Source organism: Cryobacterium sp. 10C3, assembly GCF_034314285.1.
Taxonomy (GTDB): Bacteria; Actinomycetota; Actinomycetes; order Actinomycetales; family Microbacteriaceae; genus Cryobacterium; species Cryobacterium glucosi.
Map to the genome: position 1 here is coordinate 1,534,874 of NZ_JAVIWF010000002.1, position 21,880 is coordinate 1,556,753.

21 protein-coding genes and 3 pseudogenes are annotated in these 21,880 nt (G+C 70.2%); 16 read left to right on the top strand and 8 right to left on the bottom strand.

Annotation, left to right across the window (positions count from 1 at the left end; translation table 11 throughout):
* Positions 1–24 precede the first annotated feature (24 nt).
* A complete protein-coding gene (locus tag RGU41_RS08010) occupies positions 25–2,667 on the top strand; it encodes an ATP-dependent DNA ligase (RefSeq protein ID WP_322135949.1) in 2,643 nt (880 codons plus the stop codon).
* 52 nt (positions 2,668–2,719) lie between these two features.
* On the opposite strand, the gene RGU41_RS08015 is transcribed toward RGU41_RS08010, so the two are convergent.
* Positions 2,720–3,292 (bottom strand): hypothetical protein, encoded by a 573-nt coding sequence (locus RGU41_RS08015; RefSeq protein ID WP_322135950.1) that lies wholly within the window; start codon positions 3,290–3,292, stop codon positions 2,720–2,722.
* A 230-nt stretch (positions 3,293–3,522) separates the two neighbouring features.
* Between RGU41_RS08015 and RGU41_RS08020 the strand changes: the two genes are divergently transcribed.
* Positions 3,523–3,990 (top strand): nitroreductase/quinone reductase family protein, encoded by a 468-nt coding sequence (locus RGU41_RS08020; RefSeq protein ID WP_322135951.1) that lies wholly within the window; start codon positions 3,523–3,525, stop codon positions 3,988–3,990.
* Between the two features lie 10 nt (positions 3,991–4,000).
* Here the strand turns inward: RGU41_RS08020 and RGU41_RS08025 are convergent, their stop codons facing one another.
* The 3 genes from RGU41_RS08025 to RGU41_RS08035 all read right to left on the bottom strand — a co-directional run bounded on the left by RGU41_RS08025 (position 4,001) and on the right by RGU41_RS08035 (position 5,758).
* Complete coding sequence (locus RGU41_RS08025; protein ID WP_134446118.1) at positions 4,001–4,504, bottom strand: NUDIX domain-containing protein; 504 nt, start codon at positions 4,502–4,504, stop codon at positions 4,001–4,003.
* A gap of 90 nt (positions 4,505–4,594) precedes the next feature.
* A complete protein-coding gene (locus RGU41_RS08030) occupies positions 4,595–5,122 on the bottom strand; it encodes an adenine phosphoribosyltransferase (protein ID WP_134446119.1) in 528 nt (175 codons plus the stop codon).
* A 9-nt stretch (positions 5,123–5,131) separates the two neighbouring features.
* On the bottom strand, positions 5,132–5,758 hold the full coding sequence (locus RGU41_RS08035; protein ID WP_322135952.1) for a MarR family winged helix-turn-helix transcriptional regulator: 627 nt from the start codon (positions 5,756–5,758) through the stop codon (positions 5,132–5,134).
* A 78-nt stretch (positions 5,759–5,836) separates the two neighbouring features.
* Between RGU41_RS08035 and idi the strand changes: the two genes are divergently transcribed.
* The 9 genes and pseudogenes from idi to RGU41_RS08085 all read left to right on the top strand — a co-directional run bounded on the left by idi (position 5,837) and on the right by RGU41_RS08085 (position 12,277).
* Positions 5,837–6,373: an isopentenyl-diphosphate Delta-isomerase gene (gene idi, locus RGU41_RS08040; RefSeq protein WP_416172939.1), complete on the top strand. Its 537-nt coding sequence runs from the start codon at positions 5,837–5,839 to the stop codon at positions 6,371–6,373.
* The gene (locus RGU41_RS08045; protein ID WP_322135953.1) at positions 6,366–6,929 is read left to right on the top strand and encodes a polyprenyl synthetase family protein; all 564 of its coding nucleotides are present in this window, start codon (positions 6,366–6,368) and stop codon (positions 6,927–6,929) included. The genes idi and RGU41_RS08045 overlap by 8 nt, the downstream gene beginning before the upstream one ends.
* Before the next feature lie 2 nt (positions 6,930–6,931).
* Positions 6,932–7,411: a polyprenyl synthetase family protein gene (locus RGU41_RS08050; RefSeq protein WP_322135954.1), complete on the top strand. Its 480-nt coding sequence runs from the start codon at positions 6,932–6,934 to the stop codon at positions 7,409–7,411.
* Positions 7,408–8,315: pseudogene (locus RGU41_RS20795) on the top strand (phytoene/squalene synthase family protein). Before RGU41_RS08050 ends, RGU41_RS20795 begins: the two are co-directional and overlap by 4 nt.
* A pseudogene (gene crtI, locus RGU41_RS08065) lies at positions 8,312–10,058 on the top strand (phytoene desaturase family protein). The pseudogenes RGU41_RS20795 and crtI overlap by 4 nt, the downstream one beginning before the upstream one ends.
* On the top strand, positions 10,055–10,390 hold the full coding sequence (locus RGU41_RS08070) for a lycopene cyclase domain-containing protein (RefSeq protein WP_134448986.1): 336 nt from the start codon (positions 10,055–10,057) through the stop codon (positions 10,388–10,390). The pseudogene crtI and the gene RGU41_RS08070 overlap by 4 nt, the downstream one beginning before the upstream one ends.
* Positions 10,387–10,653, top strand: a pseudogene (locus RGU41_RS08075) (lycopene cyclase domain-containing protein); the annotation flags it as partial. The gene RGU41_RS08070 and the pseudogene RGU41_RS08075, both read left to right, overlap by 4 nt.
* A 253-nt stretch (positions 10,654–10,906) precedes the next feature.
* A complete protein-coding gene (locus RGU41_RS08080) occupies positions 10,907–11,800 on the top strand; it encodes a prenyltransferase (protein ID WP_322135957.1) in 894 nt (297 codons plus the stop codon).
* Positions 11,801–11,893: 93 nt separating this feature from the next.
* On the top strand, positions 11,894–12,277 hold the full coding sequence (locus RGU41_RS08085; protein WP_322135958.1) for an RNA-binding S4 domain-containing protein: 384 nt from the start codon (positions 11,894–11,896) through the stop codon (positions 12,275–12,277).
* A 36-nt stretch (positions 12,278–12,313) separates the two neighbouring features.
* On the opposite strand, the gene RGU41_RS08090 is transcribed toward RGU41_RS08085, so the two are convergent.
* The 4 genes from RGU41_RS08090 to RGU41_RS08105 all read right to left on the bottom strand — a co-directional run bounded on the left by RGU41_RS08090 (position 12,314) and on the right by RGU41_RS08105 (position 16,137).
* The gene (locus RGU41_RS08090) at positions 12,314–13,756 is read right to left on the bottom strand and encodes an NAD(P)/FAD-dependent oxidoreductase (protein ID WP_322135959.1); all 1,443 of its coding nucleotides are present in this window, start codon (positions 13,754–13,756) and stop codon (positions 12,314–12,316) included.
* Positions 13,749–15,215 carry a lipase maturation factor family protein gene (locus RGU41_RS08095; RefSeq protein WP_322135960.1) on the bottom strand — a complete coding sequence of 489 codons (1,467 nt, stop codon included), beginning with the start codon at positions 15,213–15,215 and terminating at the stop codon, positions 13,749–13,751. The genes RGU41_RS08090 and RGU41_RS08095 overlap by 8 nt, the downstream gene beginning before the upstream one ends.
* Before the next feature lie 86 nt (positions 15,216–15,301).
* Positions 15,302–15,739, bottom strand: coding sequence for a cytochrome c oxidase assembly protein (locus tag RGU41_RS08100; protein WP_322135961.1), 438 nt, complete (start codon positions 15,737–15,739; stop codon positions 15,302–15,304).
* Positions 15,703–16,137 (bottom strand): cytochrome c oxidase assembly protein, encoded by a 435-nt coding sequence (locus tag RGU41_RS08105; RefSeq protein ID WP_322135962.1) that lies wholly within the window; start codon positions 16,135–16,137, stop codon positions 15,703–15,705. Before RGU41_RS08105 ends, RGU41_RS08100 begins: the two co-directional genes overlap by 37 nt.
* Positions 16,138–16,351: 214 nt before the next feature.
* Between RGU41_RS08105 and RGU41_RS08110 the strand changes: the two genes are divergently transcribed.
* From RGU41_RS08110 to RGU41_RS08130, 5 genes are all read left to right on the top strand, one after another.
* The gene (locus RGU41_RS08110; RefSeq protein ID WP_322135963.1) at positions 16,352–17,530 is read left to right on the top strand and encodes a LacI family DNA-binding transcriptional regulator; all 1,179 of its coding nucleotides are present in this window, start codon (positions 16,352–16,354) and stop codon (positions 17,528–17,530) included.
* Between the two features lie 11 nt (positions 17,531–17,541).
* Positions 17,542–18,846, top strand: coding sequence for an extracellular solute-binding protein (locus tag RGU41_RS08115; RefSeq protein ID WP_322135964.1), 1,305 nt, complete (start codon positions 17,542–17,544; stop codon positions 18,844–18,846).
* A 48-nt stretch (positions 18,847–18,894) separates the two neighbouring features.
* A complete protein-coding gene (locus RGU41_RS08120) occupies positions 18,895–19,806 on the top strand; it encodes a carbohydrate ABC transporter permease (protein WP_241975471.1) in 912 nt (303 codons plus the stop codon).
* A gap of 71 nt (positions 19,807–19,877) precedes the next feature.
* Positions 19,878–20,711 (top strand): carbohydrate ABC transporter permease, encoded by an 834-nt coding sequence (locus RGU41_RS08125; RefSeq protein WP_134449008.1) that lies wholly within the window; start codon positions 19,878–19,880, stop codon positions 20,709–20,711.
* An 86-nt stretch (positions 20,712–20,797) separates the two neighbouring features.
* Positions 20,798–21,880: a glycosidase gene (locus tag RGU41_RS08130; RefSeq protein ID WP_322137319.1), complete on the top strand. Its 1,083-nt coding sequence runs from the start codon at positions 20,798–20,800 to the stop codon at positions 21,878–21,880.

Here is a 21,880-nt window from a genome sequence, read left to right on the forward strand (position 1 = left end):
CGAATCGATCGGAACGGAGGCCGGATGAACGAGGCGACGAGCCAGGTCGTGTCCGTCGACGGTCACCGGATCACTCTCACGCACCTCGACAAGGTGCTCTACCCCGAGACCGGCACCACAAAGGCGGATGTCCTCGGGTACTACGCCGCGATCGCCGAGGTGCTCGTGCCGCACGCCGCGAACCGTGCGGCGACCCGCAAGCGCTGGGTGCACGGGGTCGGCACGGTGGAGAAGCCGGAGAAGATGTTCTTCCAGAAGAACCTCGAGGACTCAGCGCCGAGCTGGGTGCAGCGCCACTCGATCGAGCACACCGACCACACGAACGTGTACCCGCTCGTGAACGACGTCGCGACCCTGACCTGGCTCGGGCAGATGTCGGCGCTCGAGCTCCACGTTCCGCAGTGGCAGTTCGGGCGGGACGGCAGCCGGCGCAACCCCGACCGGCTCGTGCTCGACCTCGACCCCGGTGAGGGCGTCACCCTTCCGGAGTGCGCAGAGGTGGCCAGGCTCGCCCGCGCCATCCTGCGCGATATGGGACTCGACCCGCTCCCGGTCACGAGCGGGAGCAAGGGCATCCACCTGTATGCCGCGCTCGACCTGACCCATACCTCCGACGAGATCTCGCAGGTTGCGCACGAACTCGCCAGAGCACTCGAAGCCGACCACCCCGACCTCGTGGTGAGCGACATGAAGAAGTCGATCAGGGGCGGCAAGGTGCTCGTGGACTGGAGCCAGAACAACGCTGCGAAAACCACGATCACGCCGTATTCCCTGCGCGGCACGTTCCGGCCGATGGTCGCGATGCCGCGCACCTGGCGGGAGCTCGCCGAGCCCGGACTCGCCCAGCTCGACTACAAGCAGGCGCTGAGCCGGGTCGAACACGGCGGCGATCCGCTCGCCGCGCTGCTCGGAGCGCACGGTTCGGGGGCGCGCGAACCGGCCCGGGACGCGGCGCGCGATGCGGGGGCGGATGCCCCCGCGCCGGACCCCGGGGACCGGCTGGCCGTGTATCGCAGCAAACGCTCGGCGGCGCGCACCCCGGAGCCGGTGCCGGAAGCAGGCACCGGGGCCGTGACCGCGAGCCCCGACCGGCAGGGCTTCGTGATCCAGGAACACCACGCCAGGAACCTGCACTACGACTTCCGTCTCGAGCACGAGGGTGTCCTCGCCTCCTGGGCGCTCCCGCGCGGGGTGCCGACGGATCCGGCGAAGAATCACCTCGCCGTGCGCACCGAAGACCATCCCCTCGAGTACGGCGGGTTCGAGGGTGAGATTCCGGCAGGGGAATACGGGGCGGGCACGGTGTCGATCTGGGATCGCGGCCGCTACGACCTCGAGAAATGGCGGGAGGACGAGGTCATCGCGACCCTGCACGGGGAGCCGGGCGGGGGCCTCGAGGGCACTCGGAGGTTCGCACTCATCCGCACGAACGCGCAGGGTCAGGGTTCTCACGACCGCTCTGCCCAGAACTGGCTCATCCACCTGATGAAGCCGAAGGCCGGCGCCAGGGTCCGGCGGGCGGTGGCACCGGCCGCCGCATCCGCTGTTGAATCAGCCGCTGCCGAACCGGACACCGCGACGACATCGGGTCACCCGGTCCCGGAGACCGGTGCGGACTCCGGACGGATTCCCGGAACAGCCCCCGGCACCGGGACCGGCGGAGTCGCGCCGGGCGGGCGGCCGGATGCGAGCCCGCGCGGGCGGTACACGCCCATGCTTGCGACGCTCGGATCGGCCGCGGACCTGGTCACGGACATACGGTGGGCCTTCGAACCGAAGTGGGACGGCATTCGCGCGCTCGCCTACCTGTCGACGGTGGGCACCGAGCGGCCGGTGCGGCTCTTCACCCGGGCGGGCAACGAGGTGACGGATGCCTACCCCGAGCTCCTCGCGGCGGTTCCGACCGCTGTCGACACGGCCAGCGCGGTGCTCGACGGGGAGATCGTCGCACTCGACCGTTCCGGCAGGCCGAACTTCGGCCTGCTGCAGAGCCGGATGCACCTGACCCGCCGCACGGTGGCCGCCGCGGCCGCCGCCACCCCGGTGCAGTACCTCGTGTTCGACGTGCTCGAACGCGACGGGGTCGACCTCAGCCGCACGCCGTACTCGGAGCGACGGGCGATCCTCGAGTCGCTCGTCACGGGCGACGGGGCGGTGCAGCTGTCGCCTGACCTGCCCGGCGACGCGCAGGATGCCGTGCGGGTGAGTCGCGAGCTCGGCCTCGAGGGCATCGTCGCGAAGGACGCCGACGGCGGATACGAGGGCGGGCGGCGGTCGCGGTCCTGGATCAAGATCAAGCACCACCGGGCTCAGGAGGTCGTGATCGGCGGCTGGCGCACCGGGAACGGCAACCGGTCGCGGTCGCTCGGTTCGCTGCTCCTCGGGATTCCGTCCGAGGCGGGGCTCGAGTACGTCGGGAGGGTCGGCACCGGTTTCCGCGACAGGGACCTGGTCGTGCTGCGTGGCCGGCTCGACCGGCTCGCGCAGGCGGAGAGCCCGTTCGCTGCGGTGCCGGCGGCCGATGTGAGGGACGCGCACTGGGTGCGGCCTGTCCTGGTCGGGGAGGTCGACTATCTCGAGTGGACCTCGGATGGCCGGTTGCGGCATCCGTCGTGGCGGGGCTGGCGCCCGGACAAGGCCGCGGAGGAGGTCGTGCGGGAGGCCTGAGCCTGCGTCGCGGCGCCCTGCGACATTCGGGTGGGGTCCGTAACGCGCCAGGCTAGCGCGGCGGTGCGGTGCGCGGCGGCTTCGGGGTGCGCGGCGGCCTCGGTGTGCGCGGCGGCTTCGGGGTGCGCGGCGGCTTCGGGGTGCGCGGCGGCCTGGGGAACGCCTCGCGCATGTGGTCGGAGGAGAGGTAGTCTCCGACGCCGATCATGATGAGGCTGAACAGGATCTGCTCGCTGACCATCCACAACGGGTACAGGCCCGGGATCGCGGCGAGGACGAGCGTGATCACCGGAAAGATCTTGCTGAACAGGCGCAGCCGGAGGTAGGCCCAGTAGAAGCCCTTCTGCGCCCGCCAGGCGAAGTAGAGCAGGGTGAGCGTCATCGCGAGCACGACGAAGGTGCGCATCCAGACCGAGGTCGGGATCTCGGTGCCGCCGAGGAACAGGACGACCGCGATGACGACCGCGGCCGCGCCGAGGACCAGTTCCGCGGCGAGGAGCCACAGGATCGCGACGAACGTGCGCCTGGTCCTGGGGTGCCGGCGCATCTCGGGCGCGATGGTGTATTCGACGGACCGACCACCGGCGACCCGGTCGAGCCTGAGGAACAACGGTTCCAGTTTCATGATTCCTCCGGGTGTCAACGGTAGCGGGTCGCACGGGGCCGGTGTCACGGATCGGGTGGAGCGTGCCGGAAGCACGGTGCCGGACGGCCGAACCCGGCGTACGCTTCGGGCATGGACACGGACTATCCCGCATACCAGCGCGTGACGAGCCCGACCGTGCCGTGGCTTCCCCGGGGCGATGCGCACGCGGTCCCCCGGACGGCGTCCCGTCCGGTGAGGAGGGCGCGGTAATGGGCGCCCAGGCAGACCGGCTTCGCGCGATGTATTCCGGCGGGCAGGGGAACGCCACGGCGAAGCGCTATGCACGGTTGTGGAACCGGGCGCTGCGCCTCGGAGTGCTGCCGAGACGCTGGGTCTCCCTCGAGGTCATCGGGCGACGCAGCGGACAGGTGACCCGGTTCCCGATCGGGATGGCCGACGTTGACGGCCAGTGGTACCTCGTCTCGATGCTCGGCGAATGCAACTGGGTGCGGAACGTGCGCGCTGCTGGCGGCCGGGCGACGCTCCGCAGGCGCACGGCGCGCCCGGTCTGGCTCGTCGAGGTGCCGGCGGAGGACCGCGCGCCGATCCTGAAACGCTTCGTCGAGAAGGCCCCGGGCGGGCGCCCGCACATTCCCGTGGAGCGGCACGAACCCGTTTCGGCATTCGAGGCGATCGCCGCGGACCATCCCGTCTTCCGGGTGCTGACCGCCGTCTGACTGCACCGGGTCAGGCGCGCGACTCCGGCGAGCGGACGTCGGTGGCCGGGCCGCCGGCATCCGCCCCGTCCAGGCGGGCGCGCAGGGCCGGCCAGCTCAGGGCGAAGCCGGGGTGCAACGGCAGTGCGTCGACGAGCTCGGCGGGCACCCAGCGCAGTGCGATGCTCTCACGGTCGCTGATCACGGGCTCGAAGGGTTCGAGGGCGCGTACGACGACCGTCGTATACGACCAGAAGCCGAGATCGAGTACCGAGCTGAACTGCACGCTCACGAGTTCGGCGGGCACGCCGGCCTCCTCGTTCGCCTCGCGGAGCGCGGCTTCGAGGGCGGTCTCGTGTTCATGCCGGGCGCCGCCGGGAAGCCCCCAGGTGTCGCCGTTGTGGCTCCACGCGGCGCGATGCTGCATCAGCACCCCGAGGTCGGCGTGGTGCACGAGCAGCCCGGCGGCCCCGAAGCGTCCCCAGAACCTGCGGCCGTCTGGCGCGAAGACCCACTCGTCGCCGTTTCCCGTCATGAACCAAGCATGCGGCATCCGGCCGCCATTCGGCCCAGAGCGTGCGGTTTTCGCACAGTGCGGTCGGTGCCTGCCCGCTGCGGGGTGGTTCTACAGGGCGACGATGGTGTGCAGCGGGGTGGTGCCGAGGCGGTCGCGGCCGAGGAGTTCGGTGAGCTCGAGCACGACGCCGACGCCCGTCAGTCGATAGCCGGCACGCCGGACGAGCCGGGAGGTGGCCGCGATCGTTCCGCCCGTCGCGAGCACGTCGTCGAGGACGAGCACCCGGGATCCCTCCGGCAGCTGGCCGATCTCGAGTTCGAGGCACGCCGAACCGTATTCGAGGTCGTAGTTCTCCGACAGCACGGAGCCGGGCAGCTTGCCGCCCTTGCGCACGGCGAGCACGGATGCCCCCGCCGCGTATCCCACGGCCGCCGCGAGCAGGAAACCCCGCGCTTCGATTCCTGCGACCGCGTCGAACTGCCCGGCGAACCGCCCGGCGAGTTCGTCGATGAGCGCCCGGAAGGCCACGGCGTCCGCGAAAACGGGGTTGAGGTCCCGGAAGAGGATGCCCGTCTCCGGGAAGTCCTGGTAGGACGCGAGGAGGGCGGTCACATGGTCTGCTGCTGGTGTTGGCACCGGTCAAGCCTAGGTGGTCGAGTGCCCCTGAACCGCTTCGGTCCCCCCGCTCGGGGCTGTGACCCCGGTCGGAGTGCCGCCGTGGTGCGACGCGGTGTCCGTCGTCGTTGCGGACATGGCGTCGGCGATGGCCGTGAGGAAGCGGATAACGGCGTTTCGTTCGGACGGTTCGAGGTCCTCTGCGGCCGCGAACATCCGCTCGTGCACGCCCCCGAGCGCCCGGCGCACCTCCTGATGCGCCGCCGGCGTCGCGAAGATGAGCTGGACCCGTCCGTCCACGGCGTGCGCCTCGCGGCGGATGTGCCCGGTGCGGGTCAGGCGCGCGAGCAGCTTCGACGTCGCGGCAGAGGAGATCCCGAGGTGGGAGGTGAGATCCTTCGGGCTGACCGGGGTCCGGCGGGCCTCGCGCTGGATCAGGTGCCTGATGGCCACGAGGTCGGTCTCGTTCACCGCGAGCTCGGCCCTGGCGCGCTCGCGCATCGCGGCATCCGCGGCCCGGAATGCCCGGAGCGCGGCGAGAACGTCGCGAGCACCGGTGGTCCCGGTGGTCCCGGTCGTCCCGTTGTTCCCCTGGCCGGTCCAGAAGCTCGGCTCCGGCGACGGAGACCGGGGCGGGAAAGTGGCTCGTTCGGACATTCCACCATGCTAGCCTCACGATTAGCTAACTTGGTTAGCAATATCTACGGGTATGGTGGCGGGAAGGGGAGGAATCACATGCAGGCTGTGGACCAGACGGTCGAACTCGTCGTACTGCTCGACGAATCAGGGCGCCCGATCGGCTCGGCGCCCAAGAGCACGATGCACGACGCCGATACCGCCCTTCATCTCGCCTTCTCGGTCTATGTCTTCAACGAACGCGGGGAGGTTCTCGTCACCCGGCGCGCCCTCGGCAAGCGGACCTGGCCGGGAGTCTGGACGAACTCCTTCTGCGGGCATCCCCTCCCGGACGAGTCGCAGCGGCGGGCCATCGCACGGCGCGGCCGGTTTGAGCTCGGCCTCGACCTCGACGAACTGACCGTGGCGCTTCCCCTGTTCCGCTACCGGGCGACGGATGCGAGCGGCATCGTGGAAAACGAGATCTGCCCGGTGTACCGCGCGACGGTGCAAACCGACCCCGTGCCGAATCCCGATGAGGTTTCCGAATACGTGTGGACCGACCCCGAAACCCTGCGCGCGAGCGCGCTCTCCAGCCCGTGGGCCTTCAGCCCATGGATGGTGCTCCAACTGAAGGAGTTGAGATTCGATGCCTGAGATCGCCCACATCGAAGTAGAGACCGAACTCCAGCGATACTTCGCGGCGGCCAGGCTGCGAGCGAGCGACTACGGAACGCACTACGTCGCTCTCTGGGACTCGCTCGAGCAGGCCAGCAGTGGCGGCAAGCGGGTGCGTCCCGCGCTCGTGCTCGCCGCGTTCGCCGGACTCGGCGGAACAGAGATGAGCCTGGCGATCCCGGTCGCCGTGAGCTTCGAACTCCTGCACACCGCGTTCGTGATCCACGACGACGTGATCGACCGCGACCTGCACCGTCGCGGCGTCGCGAACGTCGCCGGCAGGTTCACGGAGCGCGCCCTCGCCCATGGCGCAGTCGGGACGCAGACCGGCGCCTGGGCGACCACGGCGGCGATCCTCGCCGGCGACCTCGCCCTGAGCGAGGCGCACCGCGCACTCGCCCTGCTGCCGATCGGCGCCGAGCAGCGCGGCCGGCTCCTCGACCTTCTGGACCGGGCCGTCTTCGTGTCGGCGGCCGGTGAACTCGCGGACGTCACGAACACCGCTTCGAAGACTCCCTCTCTGTCGAGGAAGTGACCGTGACCCTCGAGCAGAAGACCGCCGTCTACTCCTTCGAGGCTCCCCTGATGGCCGGGGCCGTGCTCGCGGGGGCGAGCGAGGAGGCGATCGTCGCCCTCGGACGGTTCGGCAGGCTCGTCGGCGTCGCCTTCCAGCTCACCGACGATATCCTCGGCGTCTTCGGAGACCCCGCGCGCACGGGGAAGAGCGCACTGACCGACCTGCGCGAGGGCAAGCAGACCGCGCTCGTTGCCTACGCCGGTACGACGGGCGACTGGCCGGCGATCGCACCGTTCGTCGGCAAGGCCGACCTCACCCAGGACGAGGCAGAGGAGGCCAGGGTACTCCTGCGCAGCTGCGGGGCACTGCAGTCCACCGACGAGCTCGCGATCGACCACGCCCGCAGGGCGGTCGCCGCGCTCGACACCGCCGCGATCCCCGCGGTCCTCCGCACGACCCTCACCCAGCTCGCCGACACCTCAGTGAATCGCAGCCGATGACCGACACCCGACGCCCGACGCCCACGACCGGCACGGCCACCCAGATCGCGACGTACACCCGGGCTGCTCATGCGAGCTCAGCCCAGGTCATCGGCGTCTACTCGACATCGTTCGGGCTGGCCTGCCGCCTCCTCGCCGCGCGGGAACGCCGCCAGGTCGGCTCGATCTACGCCCTCGTGCGGATCGCGGACGAAATCGTCGACGGCGCGGCCAGCCAGGCCGGTCTCCCGGACGCGGCCCAGCGTGCGGCTCTCGACGGGCTCGAGGACGAGACCCTGAGGGCGATCGAGACCGGCTTCAGCACCAACCTCATCGTGCACGCCTTCGCGGACACCGCGCGGGCGACCGGCATCGACGCCCGGCTCACGGCGCCGTTCTTCGCGTCGATGCGACGCGACCTCGACCCGGCCCCTTCGACGCCGCCGGCATCGCCGACTACATCTACGGCTCGGCGGAGGTCGTCGGGCTGATGTGCCTGCGCTCGTTCCTGCACGAGTCCGAACGCACGGAGACCGAACTGGCGACGCTCACGGCCGGCGCCCGCAGCCTCGGAGCAGCCTTCCAGAAGGTCAACTTCCTGCGGGACATCGCCGCCGACCGGGACGATCTCGGACGCAACTACTTCCCGGGAGTGAACCTGCTCACCATGACCGACGAGGAGAAGGACTTCCTCCTCGACGACATGGACGCGGACCTCGACGCCGCGGCGCGCGCGCTGCCCCTGCTCCCCCGCGGGAGTCGGCGTGCGGTTGGCGCAGCGCACGGCCTCTTCGCGAGCCTCGCGGTCAAACTCCGCGGAACGCCCGCCCGATCCCTGCTGAACACCCGGGTGCGGGTACCCGACCCGGAAAAACTGATGATCGCCCTCGGCGCAGCCCTCGGCCCTGGAGCGTGGAAGAAATGACCCCTTCGAATGGAAACCGCACGATCGTGATCGGCGGCGGGATCGCCGGCCTCGCCAGTGCGGCCCTGCTCGCCCGTGACGGGCACCGGGTGACCCTGCTCGAAACCAACGACACCCTCGGTGGCCGCGCAGGATCGTGGACGGAACAGGGGTTCCGGTTCGAGACCGGACCGTCCTGGTACCTGATGCCCGGCGTCTTCGACCACTTCTTCCGCCTGTTCGGCACGAGCTCTGCCGAGCAGCTCGAGCTGCGCCGTCTCGACCCCGGCTACCGGGTCTTCTTCGAGGACGACCCGGACCCGATCGACATCCGCGCCGAACGCGCCGACAATATAGCCCTGTTCGAAAGCCTCGAGCCAGGAGCGGGTGCCGCGCTCGACCGCTATCTGGACTCAGCGGAGGACACCTACCGGATGGCCGTGTCCAGGTTCCTCTACACGAGCTTCCAGTCGTTCCGGCCGCTGCTCGTTCGGGACGTCCTGACCCGCCTCCCCCGGCTCGCCCGGCTGCTCCTGCAGCCGCTCGACACGTTCGTCGCCGGCTACGTCCGCGACCCGCGACTGCGCCAGGTCCTCGGCTATCCGGCCGTCTTCCTCGGTTCCTCCCCGACCAGACCCCGTCGATGTACCACCTGATGAGTCATCTCGACCTTGCCGACGGCGTGCTCTACCCGCAGGGCGGCTTCACCCGCCTGATCGACAGCATCGCCGACCTCGCCAGGGCAGAGGGCGTCGAAGTGATCACGGGCGCGAGAGTCACCGCCATCACCACCACACCGGGAACGCGGCCTGGCGTGTCGAAGCGACTTCGAGCATCCGTCACCGGGGTCAGCTACGTCGACAGGGCAGGGACCACCGTTCGGCTCGCCGCCGACCGAGTGGTCTCGGCCGCCGACCTGCACCACACCGAGACCGAGCTTCTTCCCGAGCCGTTGCAAAGCTACCCGGAGTCCTGGTGGCAGCGCCGGGTATCCGGGCCCGGCGCCGTGCTCGTTCTGCTCGGCGTGAGCGGCCAGCTGCCGAAACTGCAGCATCACACCCTCCTGTTCACCCGGGACTGGGGTGAGAACTTCGGCCGCATCTTCGGGAAGACGCCGAGCGTCGCCTCACCGGCGTCGTTCTACGTCTGCATGCCGAGCGCGACAGACCCCGGCGTCGCACCGGACGGCTCCTCGAACCTGTTCCTGCTCGTGCCGATCCCGGCAGACCCCGGCCTCGGCCACGGCGGAATCGACGGCGCGGGCTCCCCGCCATCGAGGCGATCGCCGACGACGCCATCGGGCAGCTCGCCGACTGGGCAGGCATCCCCGACCTCGCCGACCGGATCGTCGTACGCCGCACGATCGGGCCGGGCGACTTCGCCGACGACCTCAACTCCTGGCGCGGCGGGGCACTCGGCCCCGCACACACGCTCAAGCAGAGCGCGTTCTTCCGCGGGTCGAACGCCTCCTCGAAGATCGACGGCCTCTACTACGCGGGCGGTACGACGATCCCGGGCATCGGGCTTCCGATGTGCCTGATCAGCGCCGAAATCCTGCTCAAGAGGATGCGCTCGGACACGAGTACGGGACCGCTCGCGGAGCCCCTGCCCCGGCGCGTGCCGGTTCCGGCGGCGGTCCGGGTCACGGTGCCGTTGCGCCCGGAGCCCGGCGCAGCGGGCGGCACCGCCGGCGCCGGCGCCGCGGAAGCCGCCGCGACCGGGGTCCGCACCGCGGACGGGCCGGACGCGCCCGGAACACCGTGAGCGTCGCCTACCTGCTGAGCCTGCTCGTCTCGCTCGGCGCCATGGTGCTGCTCGACCGCAGGTTCCGGCTGTTCTTCTGGCTCGACGGCCGCAAGGCCGCCGCCGTGCTCGCCATCGGCGTGGCCTTCCTGCTGGCCTGGGACGCGGGCGGCATCACTGCGGGGATCTTCTACCGTGGCGAGACGGACCTGATGACCGGCATCCAGCTCGCGCCGGAGCTCCCGCTCGAGGAGCTCTTCTTCCTCACCTTCCTCTGCTATCTGACCATGAACGCCGTGCGCGGGGCCGAGCTGCTTCTCGAACGCGGTGCACGTCGAAAGCGGCGCACGTGACCTACCTGCTGCTCGACCTCGTCTTCGTCGTCGCTGCGGCCCTCGCAGCGGTCGTTGCCGGACTGCGGCGACGTCCTTCCCGGCGCAGGGTCGCGGCGATCGGGTGCGCATTGCTCGCTGTGCTCGTGCTGAGCGCGATCTTCGACAACGTGATGATCGGCGTCGGGCTCGTCGCCTATGACCCCGCCCACACCTCTGGCCTCCGCCTCGGCCTGGCCCCGGTCGAGGATTTCGCCTACCCGCTCGCCACCGCCCTCCTGCTGCCCGCACTCTGGACGCTCCTGCCGGGGCGCCGGGCTCCGGGCGGACGGGCCGCCCCGGTCAGCCCCGGGTCGGTCGACAGGTCGGTCGCCGGGTCGGTCGACAGGTCGGTCGCCGGGTCGGTCGACAGGTCGGTCGACGGGACCGGAACCGTGGGAGAATCCAGTCAGGGAAGGGATCAGGGGCGGGATCACGGTCCCGCACAGGATCACGACAACAGCGCCAGCAGCCGATCGGCCACGCGCGGGGGAACCGATGAGCAGCATCCGTACGACGACACTCTGGAAGACGCGGCAGGTGCTGCTGTCCTCGCGGCCCCTGAGCTGGATCAACACGGCCTACCCGTTCGCGGCCGCCTACATCGTGACGACCGGGCGCGTCGACGCGCTCCTCGTGGTCGGCACACTGTTCTTCCTGATCCCGTACAACCTGCTGATGTACGGCATCAACGACGTGTTCGACTACGAGTCCGACCTGCGCAACCCGCGGAAGGGCGGCGTCGAAGGCGCGATGCTCGACCCTGCCCTGCACCGCACGGTGCTGGTGTCCGGGATCGTGACGGCGGTGCCCGTGCTCGGCGCGATGCTCGTGCTGGCCGGCACCGGGCATCCGGTGTCGTGGGTCGTGCTCGCGGTGAGCCTCTTCGCCGTTGCCGCGTACTCGGTGCCCGGGCTGCGGTTCAAGGAGCGCCCTGTCGTCGACTCCGTGACGTCGAGCACGCACTTCGTCAGCCCGGCGGTCTACGGGCTCGCGGTCGCCGGGGCGCAGTGGACACCGGGCCTGGTGGCCCTGCTCGCCGCGTTCTTCCTCTGGGGTATGGCCAGCCACGCCTTCGGGGCCGTGCAGGACGTCGTGCCCGACCGGGAGGGCGGGATCGCCTCGATCGCGACCGCGCTCGGCGCCGGCCGGACGGTGCGGCTCGCGATCGGCTGCTGGGCTGCTGCCGGGCTGCTGATGCTCGCGACCGGGTGGCCCGGCCTTCTCGCCGCCGTGCTCGCGGTTCCGTACATTGTGGCCGCGTGGCCGTTCCGGTCGGTGAGCGACGCGCGCGCCGAGACCGCCAATGCCGGCTGGAAGCGCTTCCTCTGGCTGAACTTCGTGTCCGGGTTCTGCGTGACCATGCTGTTGATCGTGTCCTCGCTGCTCTGAGGCGGGTGCCGACGCGCGGATGTGGCGAGGCCGGCATCCGCACGCCCGCGCCTGGTCGTAGAGTCGAGGGATGGACCCCTGACGACGGCACGCGTGGACAGCTGGGCGTGGGCCGTGCGGATGTTCAAGACCCGGTCGCTCGCGACGGCCGCGTGCCGGGCCGGTCACGTCAAGGTGAACGGCGAACGGGCGAAGTCGGCTCAGCCGGTGCACATCGGCGACGAGGTCCGGGTGCGGTCGAGCGGTTTCGACCGGGTGCTCGTGGTCTCGAAGATCGTGAACAAGCGCGTCGGCGCACTCGTCGCCGCCGAGTGCTTCGTGGACAAGACCCCGCCGCCCCCGCCGCGGGAGGAGGTCGCGCTCGTGCCCATGCGGGACCGCGGCGCCGGGCGTCCGACCAAGCGGGAACGCCGCGACATCGACAAGCTGCGCGCCACGGAGCGGCAGGGCCCCGAGGACTGGCCGGAGAACGACTGAGGCTCCCCCGGCATCCGCTCGCCGCCGCCCGCTCGGTCAGGGGGCGAGGTCGGGAAGGGTATGGATTCCGAAGTGCTCGCGCAGGGCGAGCGCGGCGGCGAAGCATCCGTTCATGCCGTGCACGGCGGGACCTGGCGGCGTCGACGCCGAGCAGAGGTAGAGCCCGGGAACAGGCGTGCGCCAGGGGTGGGTCGACACCACCGGTCGCTTGACGAGCTGGCGCAGGGAGACGGCCCCGCCGAGGATGTCGCCGCCGATGAGGTTCGGATTCCCTGCGGCGAGCTCTGCGGGCGTGTGGCTCGCGGCGGCGAGGATCGTGTCGCGGAATCCGGGCGCGTAGCGTTCGATCGCGCGCACGATCGCGAGGGCCGGGTCGCCGTTCCAGCCGGCCGGAACGTGGGTGTACGCCCAGAGCACGGCCTTCCCTGCCGGCGCCCGCCTCGCGTCGAGCACACTCGGCTGGGCGAGCAGCACGAACGGATGCCGCGGCGAGCGTCCCCCGGACAACAGCCGTTCGGCACGTTCGACCTCGACCCGGATGCCGCCGAGATGCACGGTCGGCGCGAGGGCGAGCCGGGGGTTCGTCCAGGGCACCGGGCCGGACAGCGCGAAGTCGACCTTGGCGACCCCGGTGCCGTAGCGGTACCGGCGGAGCGCACGCCGGTAGCCGTCGGGAAGCGCCGGGCCCGCGAAACGGTCGAGGAAGACCGTCGAGGTGTCGAGCAGGGTCACCCTGGCCGGGTCGAGGTCGCCGGGCCCGCGCACCTCGGTGTTCAGCCGCAGCGTGCCGCCGTGGGCGAGCAGGTCGGCGACGAGAGCGTCGGCGATCGCCTGCGCTCCGCCGACGGGGTAGCCCCAGCCCTCGGCGTGCGCCTCCGCCGCGAGGAGCAGCCCGGCCCCCGCCTGCGCGAGTGCGGGCTGGCGGCCGGGAGCGTGTGCGGCCACGCCGGAGAGGAGGGCCGGCGCGGCCGGGCCGTGGAACAGCATCCGCCCGGCGGGGGTGCCGAGGGCGAGCACGCGGAGGCCGTAGTCGAGGGCGGCGCGCGGGTCATCCGGCCAGCGCAGCAGTTGGTGGCCGGTGAAGGAGACGAGGCCGTCGATCCGGTCGACGAGGGGCCTGAGCAGCCGGGTCCAGGCCGGGCCGTCGCGGCCGAGCTCCGCGGCGGTGCGGTCGAGGTCGCGGTAGGCGATGGCGGTGCGGTGCGCATCGAGCGGATGCGCATAGGACACCTCGGGGATCACGAACGGCACCCGCTCGCTGAGCCCGAAGGCGCGGAAGAACGGGGAGGCGAGCGCTGCGGGGTGCACCGCGGAGCCGAGGTCATGCCGGAAGCCGGGCAGGGTGAGCTCGCTCGTGCGGAGTCCGCCGCCTGCCGTTCCGGCGCGCTCACTGACGGTCACGGACAAGCCGGCCCGCGCGCAGACGACCGCGGCGGCGAGACCGTTCGGCCCGGCCCCGACCACGTTCACGTCAGGCACGGGGGCCGCCCGGGAGCGCGACCGGGCGCACGTAGAAACCAGCAGGCGTGCGCACCCACCAGTCCCGGGTGGCGCTCCGCTCGGCGCGCGTCGTAAACCGATAGCGGAACAGCCGCGCGCGCACGTAGCGGGGCGGAGCGTCGGGGAACGGGTTGACCCGCAGCATCCGCAGGGTCGGCCGGTCGCCCTCGAGCAAGCGCACCAGGAACATCTCGAACCACCGGGTGTCGCGCACGCCGAGGGCGAGGAACCACATCAGCCAGTCGAGCCGCAGGTGATACGGGGCGAACTGGCGGGGCAGGCGGGCGGGGTCCCCCGGTTTGCCGTGGAATTCGTAGGCGCGCCAGGCCGCCTCATCGCCGGGGTCTTCGGCGGAACTGCCCTCGACGACGATCTCATAGCGCTCCTTCGTCACGGTGCCGAATGCCCCGTAGGCGTTCACGAGGTGATACCGGTTGAAGCTCGCGTTCATCAGCTGCCTGCGCGCGACCAGGTTGCGGGCCGGCCAGAAGCTCAGCACCACGAGCAGGAGGGTGACTGCGAGCACGAGCACGACGAACCACGGCGGGGCGCCGGGGAGGGCTGTCGAGGGCTCGCCCGCGGCGCCGGGGAGGAACGGGAAGACCGTCCGGAATGCGCGGTCGTCGACCGCGGCGAAGACGAGCACGATCGTGATCCAGTTCAGCCAGGCGAAGTTTCCGGTGACCACGAGCCACAGCTGGGTCAGGGCGAGCACGGCGGCGGCGACGGATGCGACGGGCTGGGGTGCGAAGAGGAAGAACGGCACCACGAGTTGCGCGACATGATTGCCGAGCACCTCGCCGCGGTGGAACCAGGCCGGCAGCCGGTGCACGAAGGTGCTCACGGGATTCGGCATCGGCTGCGTCTCGTGATGGTAGAACATCGCGGTCAGGTCCCGCCATTCCGGGCCGCCGCGCATCTTGATCATTCCGGCGCCGAATTCCAGCCGGAAGACCAGCCAGCGCACGAAGAGAATGATCGTGAGCGGCGGGGCCACCTCGTTCGACCCGAGGAAGGCGACGACGAACCCGGCCTCGAGCAGCAGGCTCTCCCAGCCGAAGGAGTAGAAGGTCTGCCCCACGTTGACGATCGACAGGTACCCGGCCCAGAGCAGCAGGAAGGCGAGCATCGGAAGCCAGGGCGGGCCGAGTTGCGGCAGGCCGGCGACGAGGGTTGCGGCCAGCAGGACGCCGCCCCAGGCCAGCACCCGCAGCATCCGGTCGGAGTAACGCCAGTGGAAGAGGCTCGGCGCGTCGCGAAACCGCACGCGGGACACCCAGTCGCGCACCGGCAGCAGGCCGTGATCCCCGAGCAGCGCCGGGAACTGGTTGGCGGTGGACAGGAACGCCACGAGGAAGATCGCGGCTACTCCGCGCTGCAGGACCTGCCGCGCTATCGAGTAGTCGCCGGCCTCGAAGAAGGCACCGAGGAGATCCATCGTGCAGTCACCCTAGCCCCGCCTGGCCCGGCAGGGCAGGGTCAGGAAGGGCAGGGTCAGGGTGGGCAGGGTCACGGTGGGCAGGGTCACGGTGCGCGGCGCAGGTGCTCGGCGGTGAGGGCAGCCATCTGCTCGTCGGAGAGCTCGTCGAGTTGCTTCGCCTCATGCCGGTCGGTGCGGTTCCAGCGCAGGAACAGGATGATCAGCACCGGGATGTCCGCGACCTCCGCGATGAACCAGAGGAAGTCGCCGGACAGGTGCTGGTCCCAGAGCGGCGAGGGGAACCAGGCCGGGAACGACCCGACCAGGGCAGGGGCCCCGTCGAGCACCGTCTCGTTGAGGCGCAGCAGGATGCCGGGGATGGCATCCATCACGAGTTCGACGAAGGCGAGCATGAACTCTGCCGTGATGAAAAGGCTCGTGCGGACGAGGGCGTGGTCGGTGATCGGCAGCACCATCAGCAGTCCGACCAGCGGCACGAGCAGCGTCAGGCTCGCCTCCGCTGCGGGATTGCTCCGCAGCACGTAGGCGAGGGGGTCAGGAAGACCAGGAAGGCGGCGATCGCGAACAGCGGGGCGAAGACGGCGTTGCCGACGAGACGCACGAACCAGGACCCGAGCACGGCGTTGAACCCGAGCAGGGCCCGACCCTGGAGCGCGGCCCGCGCCAGCTCGACGGGGCGGCCGAGGCTCAGCAGCGCCGGGACCACGAAGAGCAGGAGGGCGATCCGGGTCGTGAACGCCCAGCGCAGGTCGGGGCTCCAGGCTCCGAGGAACCCGAACGACACCCACGCCCAGGACCCGAGCCCGAGCAGGAAGAAGCCGAGGGTCGGGAGAAGCGTCCAGGCGGTCCCCGTGCGGCCGGCGGCACGGATACCCAGGAGATACAGCGCGGCGGCGACAAGGATGCCCGCACCCGCCACCGGATCGAACCGGGCGGTGCCGAGGAAGTCGAGGAAGGAAGGCGTGAGCGGCCGTTCTGGCTGATGCGTGCCGGGAAGTCCGGCGCCCGTCCCATTATGCGTCTCCCCCGCAGGAATGTGCTCCGCGAGTGGTTGACGTGGGGGACTAAACCGGTATAGGTTTGCCTAAACCGGTTCAGAAGACTCGAGCAGGTGCTATCGATGAGGAGGCGCGATGAGTGAGCCCAAGGTGACCATTGCTGATGTGGCCCGCGAGGCCGGCGTCAGCAAAGGCCTCGTCTCCTTCGCCCTCAACGACCGGCCCGGTGTCTCCGCCGAGAGCCGCGTCCGTATCCTCGAGATCGCCGAACGACTCGGCTGGACCCCCTCCCTGCGAGCCAGGTCGCTGTCCACCCGGCGTTCCTTCGCGCTCGGCCTCGTGATCGCCCGCGACCCGGAGGTCCTCGGCTCCGACCCGTTCTTCCCGTCGTTCATCGCCGGCGTCGAGACCGTCCTCGCCCCGCAGGGCCTCGCCCTCGTGCTGAGCGTCGTGCCCGACGAGAAGACCGAAATGCGCACCTACCGGTCGCTCGTCTCCGACGGCCGCGTCGACGGGGTCTTCCTGAGCGACCTCCGGCACAACGACCCCCGCATCCCGCTGCTGCAGGAACTCGGCCTTCCCGCCGTCACCCTCGGCCGGCCGGACACCGAGAGCCCCTTCCCGTGCATCTCGGTCGACGACACCCCTGGCGTCGCCGAAACCGTGCGCTACCTCGTCTCCCTCGGCCACCGGCGCATCGCCCACGTCGCCGGCAGCCCGGCGCTCCTGCACGGCAGCCGCCGCCGGGCCGCCTTCGACACGGCCCTCAGGGAGGCCGGTCTCCCGGCCGGCCAGTCCATCGAGACCGACTTCTCCGTCGCAGCGGGGGCGGATGCCGCCCGCAGGCTCCTGACTCAGGACTCGCCGCCCACGGCGATCGTTTTCGCCAACGACCCGATGGCCATCGCCGGCCTCGGCGTCGCCCACGAACTCGGCCTGCGCGTACCGGACGACGTCTCGATCACGGGCTTCGACGACATCGACTTCACCCGGTACGTCTACCCGGCGCTCACCACGGTGCGCACCGCCCCGAGCGACTGGGGCCGGGCCGCCGGCCGGACCCTGCTCGACCTCATGGCGCTCGGCACGGCACCCGACGTCGATCTTCCGGCAGGCCGTCTCGTCATCCGCGGCTCCGCCGGTACCCCCTGCGGCCCTAGCTGCCGCACTGTCCCCCACTCCTCACCTCCGATCCGCCACCGAACCCTTCGCACACCGCACCGACCCCGCGTCGGCCGCGGTCCTCCCGCACGCCCTTCCCCGCGTGCCGCACCACCTGAAACACACCCGAGGCAGAGCTGCCGCGGGGACTGAATGGAGAAACCATGCACAGCACAGCACGAACCCGGCGAGTCCTCGCCGCGACCGCGGCATCGGCCGCCGTCATCCTCGCCCTCGGCGCCTGCTCATCGGGCGGCGGCGCGGCGGGAGCGGCGACCACAGCCCACGGCCCCATCACGATCTGGTACTCGAACAACGCGACCGAGATCGCCTGGGGCAAGCAGATGGTGACCGCTTGGAACGCCGACCACCCGAACGAAACCGTCACCGCGCAGGAGATCCCGGCCGGCAAGAGCAGCGAGGAAGTGATCGGCGCCGCCATCACGGCGGGAAACGCACCATGCCTCGTGTACAACACGGCCCCGGTCGCAGTTCCCCAGTTCCAGAAGCAGGGCGGCCTCGTCGACCTGAGCAGCTTCTCCGACGGTGACTCCTACATCAAGGCCCGCTCGGGCGATACCGCGAACCAGTACGAGTCGACAGACGGCAAGTTCTACCAGATGCCGTGGAAGTCCAACCCTGTGATGATCTTCTACAACAAGGACATGTTCGCCAAGGCCGGGCTCGACCCGGAGAACCCGAAGCTCGCCACCTATGACGAGTTCCTGACCGCCTCCCGCGCCCTGGTCTCCAGTGGGGCCGCGGCGAACGCGATCTACCCGTCCCCGACGAGTGAGTTCTACCAGAGCTGGTTCGACTTCTACCCGCTGTACGCCGCCGAGACCGGGGGCAAGCAGCTCGTCGAAGACGGCAAGGCCACGTTCACCGGGGACGAGGGCGCCAAGGTCGCCGACTTCTGGAAGACCATGTACACCGAGGGACTCGCGAACAAAGAGCTCTACCAGGGCGACTCGTTCGCCGACGGCAAGGCCGCGATGTCGATCGTGGGACCGTGGGCTGTTCCGGTGTACAAGGACAAGGTGAACTGGGGCGCCGTTCCGGTGCCGACGAGCGCCGGGACATCCGCTGACAAGACCTACACCTTCAGCGACGCCAAGAACGTCGGCATGTACACCGCGTGCAAGAACCAGGGCACCGCCTGGGACGTGCTGAAGTTCTCGACGAGCGAGGCGCAGGACGGCCAGCTCCTCAGCCTGACCGGCCAGATGCCGATCCGCTCCGACCTGACCACCACGTACCCGGACTACTTCGCCGCGAACCCGGCCTACGTCGCATTCGGCGACCAGGCCGCGCGCACCGTCGAGGTTCCGAACGTGTCGAACTCGGTCGAGGTGTGGCAGACGTTCCGGGACGCCTACTCCAAGTCGGTCATCTTCGGGCAGGGCGACATCGCCTCCACCCTGGGCGGCGCGGCAGACAAGATCAACACCCTGGTCTCGAGCAAGTAGCACCTCGTGACCGTCACCGAATCGCGGACCTCGTCCGCCGGGAGCCCCATCCGGGCTCCCGGCGGGCGGGCCACCCGGCGCCGCCCGTGGCTGGGCCGGAACCCGATCGGGCTCCTGCTCAGCGCCCCCTACCTCGTCTTCGTGATCGCCGTCTTCGCGTACCCGCTCGTCTTCGCGGTGTACATGGCCTTCCACGACTACTTCTTCGCCGCCCCCGGCGCCCAGGTCGACCGGCCGTTCGTGGGCCTCGACAACTTCCAGGAGGTGCTCTCCGACCCGGCCGTGATCCGCTCCTTCGGGAACGTCGGCATCTTCCTGCTGATCAACGTGCCGCTGACCGTCGTGCTCTCGCTCGTGCTCGCGACGGCACTCAACAAGGCCGTGCGCGGCCGCACCTTCCTGCGGGTCGCGTACTACGTGCCCTACGTCACCGCGAGCGTCGCGGTCGTCGGCGTCTGGCTCTTCCTCTTCAGCGGCGGCGGCCTCGTCAACCAGATCCTCGGCCCGCTCGCCCCCGACCCGTCCTGGCTGATCAGCCCGACCTGGGCGATGCCCACGATCGCCCTGTTCGTGACCTGGAAGCAGCTCGGCTTCTACATTCTGCTGTACCTCGCCGCGCTGCAGAGCGTGTCGACGGAGCTCTACGAGGCCGCTTCGACAGACGGCGCCGGTGCGATCCGCAAGTTCTTCTCCGTCACGATCCCCGGCGTGCGCCCGGCGACGGTGCTCGTGCTGCTGCTCTCCACAGTGACGGGAGCGAACCTCTTCACCGAGCCGTACCTCCTCACCGGCGGCGGCGGCCCGAACGGGGCATCGACCTCTCCCGTGCTGCTGATGTACCAGAAGGGTATCGAGCAGGGCAACCCGGACACCGCGTCCGCGATCGGAATCATCCTGGTGATCGGCGTGCTCATCATCGCCTTCATCCAGCGCAAGATCGCCGGAGGTGACGAATCATGAGCAAGCGCACATCAGACACGGGTACGGGCACAATCAGCACGCGCGCACCGGGAAGGCGCACGACCAGCGGCATGAGCCGCGGACAGAACATCCTCCGCGGCGTCGTGCTCACCATCGGAGCCGTGGCGTTCCTGTTCCCGTTCTACTACATGATCGTCGGCTCACTCCAGAAGTCGCCGGACACCTCCATCGCGGGAGCATTCCCGAACCCGGCCAACCTCACCCTCGAGAACTACGCGGACATCAACAGCCGCGTCAACCTGATGCAGACCCTGCTCAACTCCGGCATCTTCACCGGCGGTGTGATCGTCGGCACCCTCGTCTTCGGGGTCCTCGTCGGCTACGCGCTCGCCCAGCTGCAGTGGCGCGGCCGCGGAATCACCTTCGCGCTCGTTCTGCTCGTGCAGGTCGTTCCGTTCCAGCTGCTGATGATCCCGCTCTACGTGATGATCGCGAGGGACTACGGCCTTGCCGACAACTACCTCGGCATGATCCTGCCGTTCGCGATCAACTCGACGGCCGTGATCATCTTCCGGCAGTACTTCCTGCAGGTCCCCCGCGAGCTCTTCGACGCGGCCAGGATCGACGGTGCCGGCGAGGTCGTGCTGCTCTGGCGGATCGCCCTCCCGCTGGTGCGCCCCGCCCTGCTCACCGTCGTGCTGCTGACCTTCATCGGCCCGTGGAACGAATTCCTCTGGCCGTTCCTGGTCACCAAGCAGGCCTCGATGCAGCCGCTCGCTGTCGCCCTCGCCAACTACATCAGCACCGTCGCGGCCTCCGCGGCGAACCCCTTCGGAGCGGTCCTCGCCGGCGCCTGCGTGCTGGCCGGACCCGCCGTCATCCTCTTCATCCTCTTCCAACGACACTTCGTCTCGACCGACATCGGTTCAGGCGTGAAAGGCTAGTCATGCGCGAATCCACTGCAGCATCCCCCGTCCCTTCGTCCGCCCCCTCCCCGGCGAACGTGCCGCACGCCTCCGCCCCGAAACGGATGCCCGGCGCGGCATTCCCCTACCGCCTCACCCGGATGGGCGTCGTCATGACGCCGGAACCGGGCAACGACCTCGAGGCGGAGGGCGTGCTCAACCCCGGCTCCGGGCACACGCCAGACGGCACCCTGTACCTGCTTCCCCGCCTCGTCGCGACCGGGAACGTCTCCAGGGTCGGACTCGCCCGCGTGATCATCACCGACGGCGTGCCGACGGGCGTCGAGCGCGAGGGCGTCGTCCTCGAGCCCGACCAGGGCTGGGAACGCGGCGCCCACAACGCCGGCGTCGAAGACCCGCGCGTCACCTTCGTCCCGCGGCTCGGCCTGCACGTGATGACCTATGTCGCATACGGCCCGCTCGGCCCGCGCACGGCCCTCGCGGTCTCCGCCGACCTCCGCAGCTGGCGCAGGCTCGGCCCGGTGCTCTTCGCCTTCGACGAAGCACTGGACATGGACCTGAACCTGTTCCACAACAAGGACACCGTCTTCTTCCCGGAGCCCGTCACTGGTCCGAACGGCGTGGAGTCCTTCGCGGTGCTGCACCGGCCGATGTGGGACCTCGGCGAGGTCAAGCCGGGTGAAGGCATCCGGGTGCCCGCCGGGGTCACCGACACCAGGCAGAGCATCTGGATCAGCTACGTGCCGGTCGCGGATGTGCTCGCCGACGTGACGAAGCTCGCGTTCTGGAGCGGCCACCGATTCCTCGCCGGGCCGGAGTTCGCGTTCGAAGAACTCAAGATCGGCGGCGGACCCGCCCCGCTGCGGGTGCCGGAGGGCTGGCTGCTCCTGCACCACGGCGTCACGGGCGTGATCGACGGCGCGTTCTCGCAGCAGCAGAAGGTGAACTACGCGGCGGGGGCCATGATCCTCGACGCGGACGACCCGACGATCATCCTGCAGCGCACGACCGAACCGCTCCTGAAGGCCGAGACGCCCGACGAGCTCAGCGGCATCGTGCCGAACGTGGTCTTCCCGACCGCGATCGAGGAGATCGAGGGCCGGACCTACGTCTTCTACGGCATGGCCGACTCGAAGATCGGCGTCGCCCGCCTGGACCGCACCACCCTGGACCCGACTGCCGGATAG

Excerpts from the sequence above, each read along its gene's own strand:
- RGU41_RS08010 (WP_322135949.1), top strand. The coding sequence starts at position 25 with ATGAACGAGGCGACGAGCCAGGTCGTGTCCGTCGACGGTCACCGGATC.
- RGU41_RS08015 (WP_322135950.1), bottom strand. The coding sequence starts at position 3,292 with ATGAAACTGGAACCGTTGTTCCTCAGGCTCGACCGGGTCGCCGGTGGT.
- RGU41_RS08020 (WP_322135951.1), top strand. The coding sequence starts at position 3,523 with ATGGGCGCCCAGGCAGACCGGCTTCGCGCGATGTATTCCGGCGGGCAG.
- RGU41_RS08025 (WP_134446118.1), bottom strand. The coding sequence starts at position 4,504 with ATGACGGGAAACGGCGACGAGTGGGTCTTCGCGCCAGACGGCCGCAGG.
- RGU41_RS08035 (WP_322135952.1), bottom strand. The coding sequence starts at position 5,758 with ATGTCCGAACGAGCCACTTTCCCGCCCCGGTCTCCGTCGCCGGAGCCG.
- idi (WP_416172939.1), top strand. The coding sequence starts at position 5,837 with ATGCAGGCTGTGGACCAGACGGTCGAACTCGTCGTACTGCTCGACGAA.
- RGU41_RS08045 (WP_322135953.1), top strand. The coding sequence starts at position 6,366 with ATGCCTGAGATCGCCCACATCGAAGTAGAGACCGAACTCCAGCGATAC.
- RGU41_RS08080 (WP_322135957.1), top strand. The coding sequence starts at position 10,907 with ATGAGCAGCATCCGTACGACGACACTCTGGAAGACGCGGCAGGTGCTG.
- RGU41_RS08095 (WP_322135960.1), bottom strand. The coding sequence starts at position 15,215 with ATGGATCTCCTCGGTGCCTTCTTCGAGGCCGGCGACTACTCGATAGCG.
- RGU41_RS08110 (WP_322135963.1), top strand. The coding sequence starts at position 16,352 with ATGAGTGAGCCCAAGGTGACCATTGCTGATGTGGCCCGCGAGGCCGGC.
- RGU41_RS08115 (WP_322135964.1), top strand. The coding sequence starts at position 17,542 with ATGCACAGCACAGCACGAACCCGGCGAGTCCTCGCCGCGACCGCGGCA.
- RGU41_RS08125 (WP_134449008.1), top strand. The coding sequence starts at position 19,878 with ATGAGCCGCGGACAGAACATCCTCCGCGGCGTCGTGCTCACCATCGGA.
- RGU41_RS08130 (WP_322137319.1), top strand. The coding sequence starts at position 20,798 with ATGCCCGGCGCGGCATTCCCCTACCGCCTCACCCGGATGGGCGTCGTC.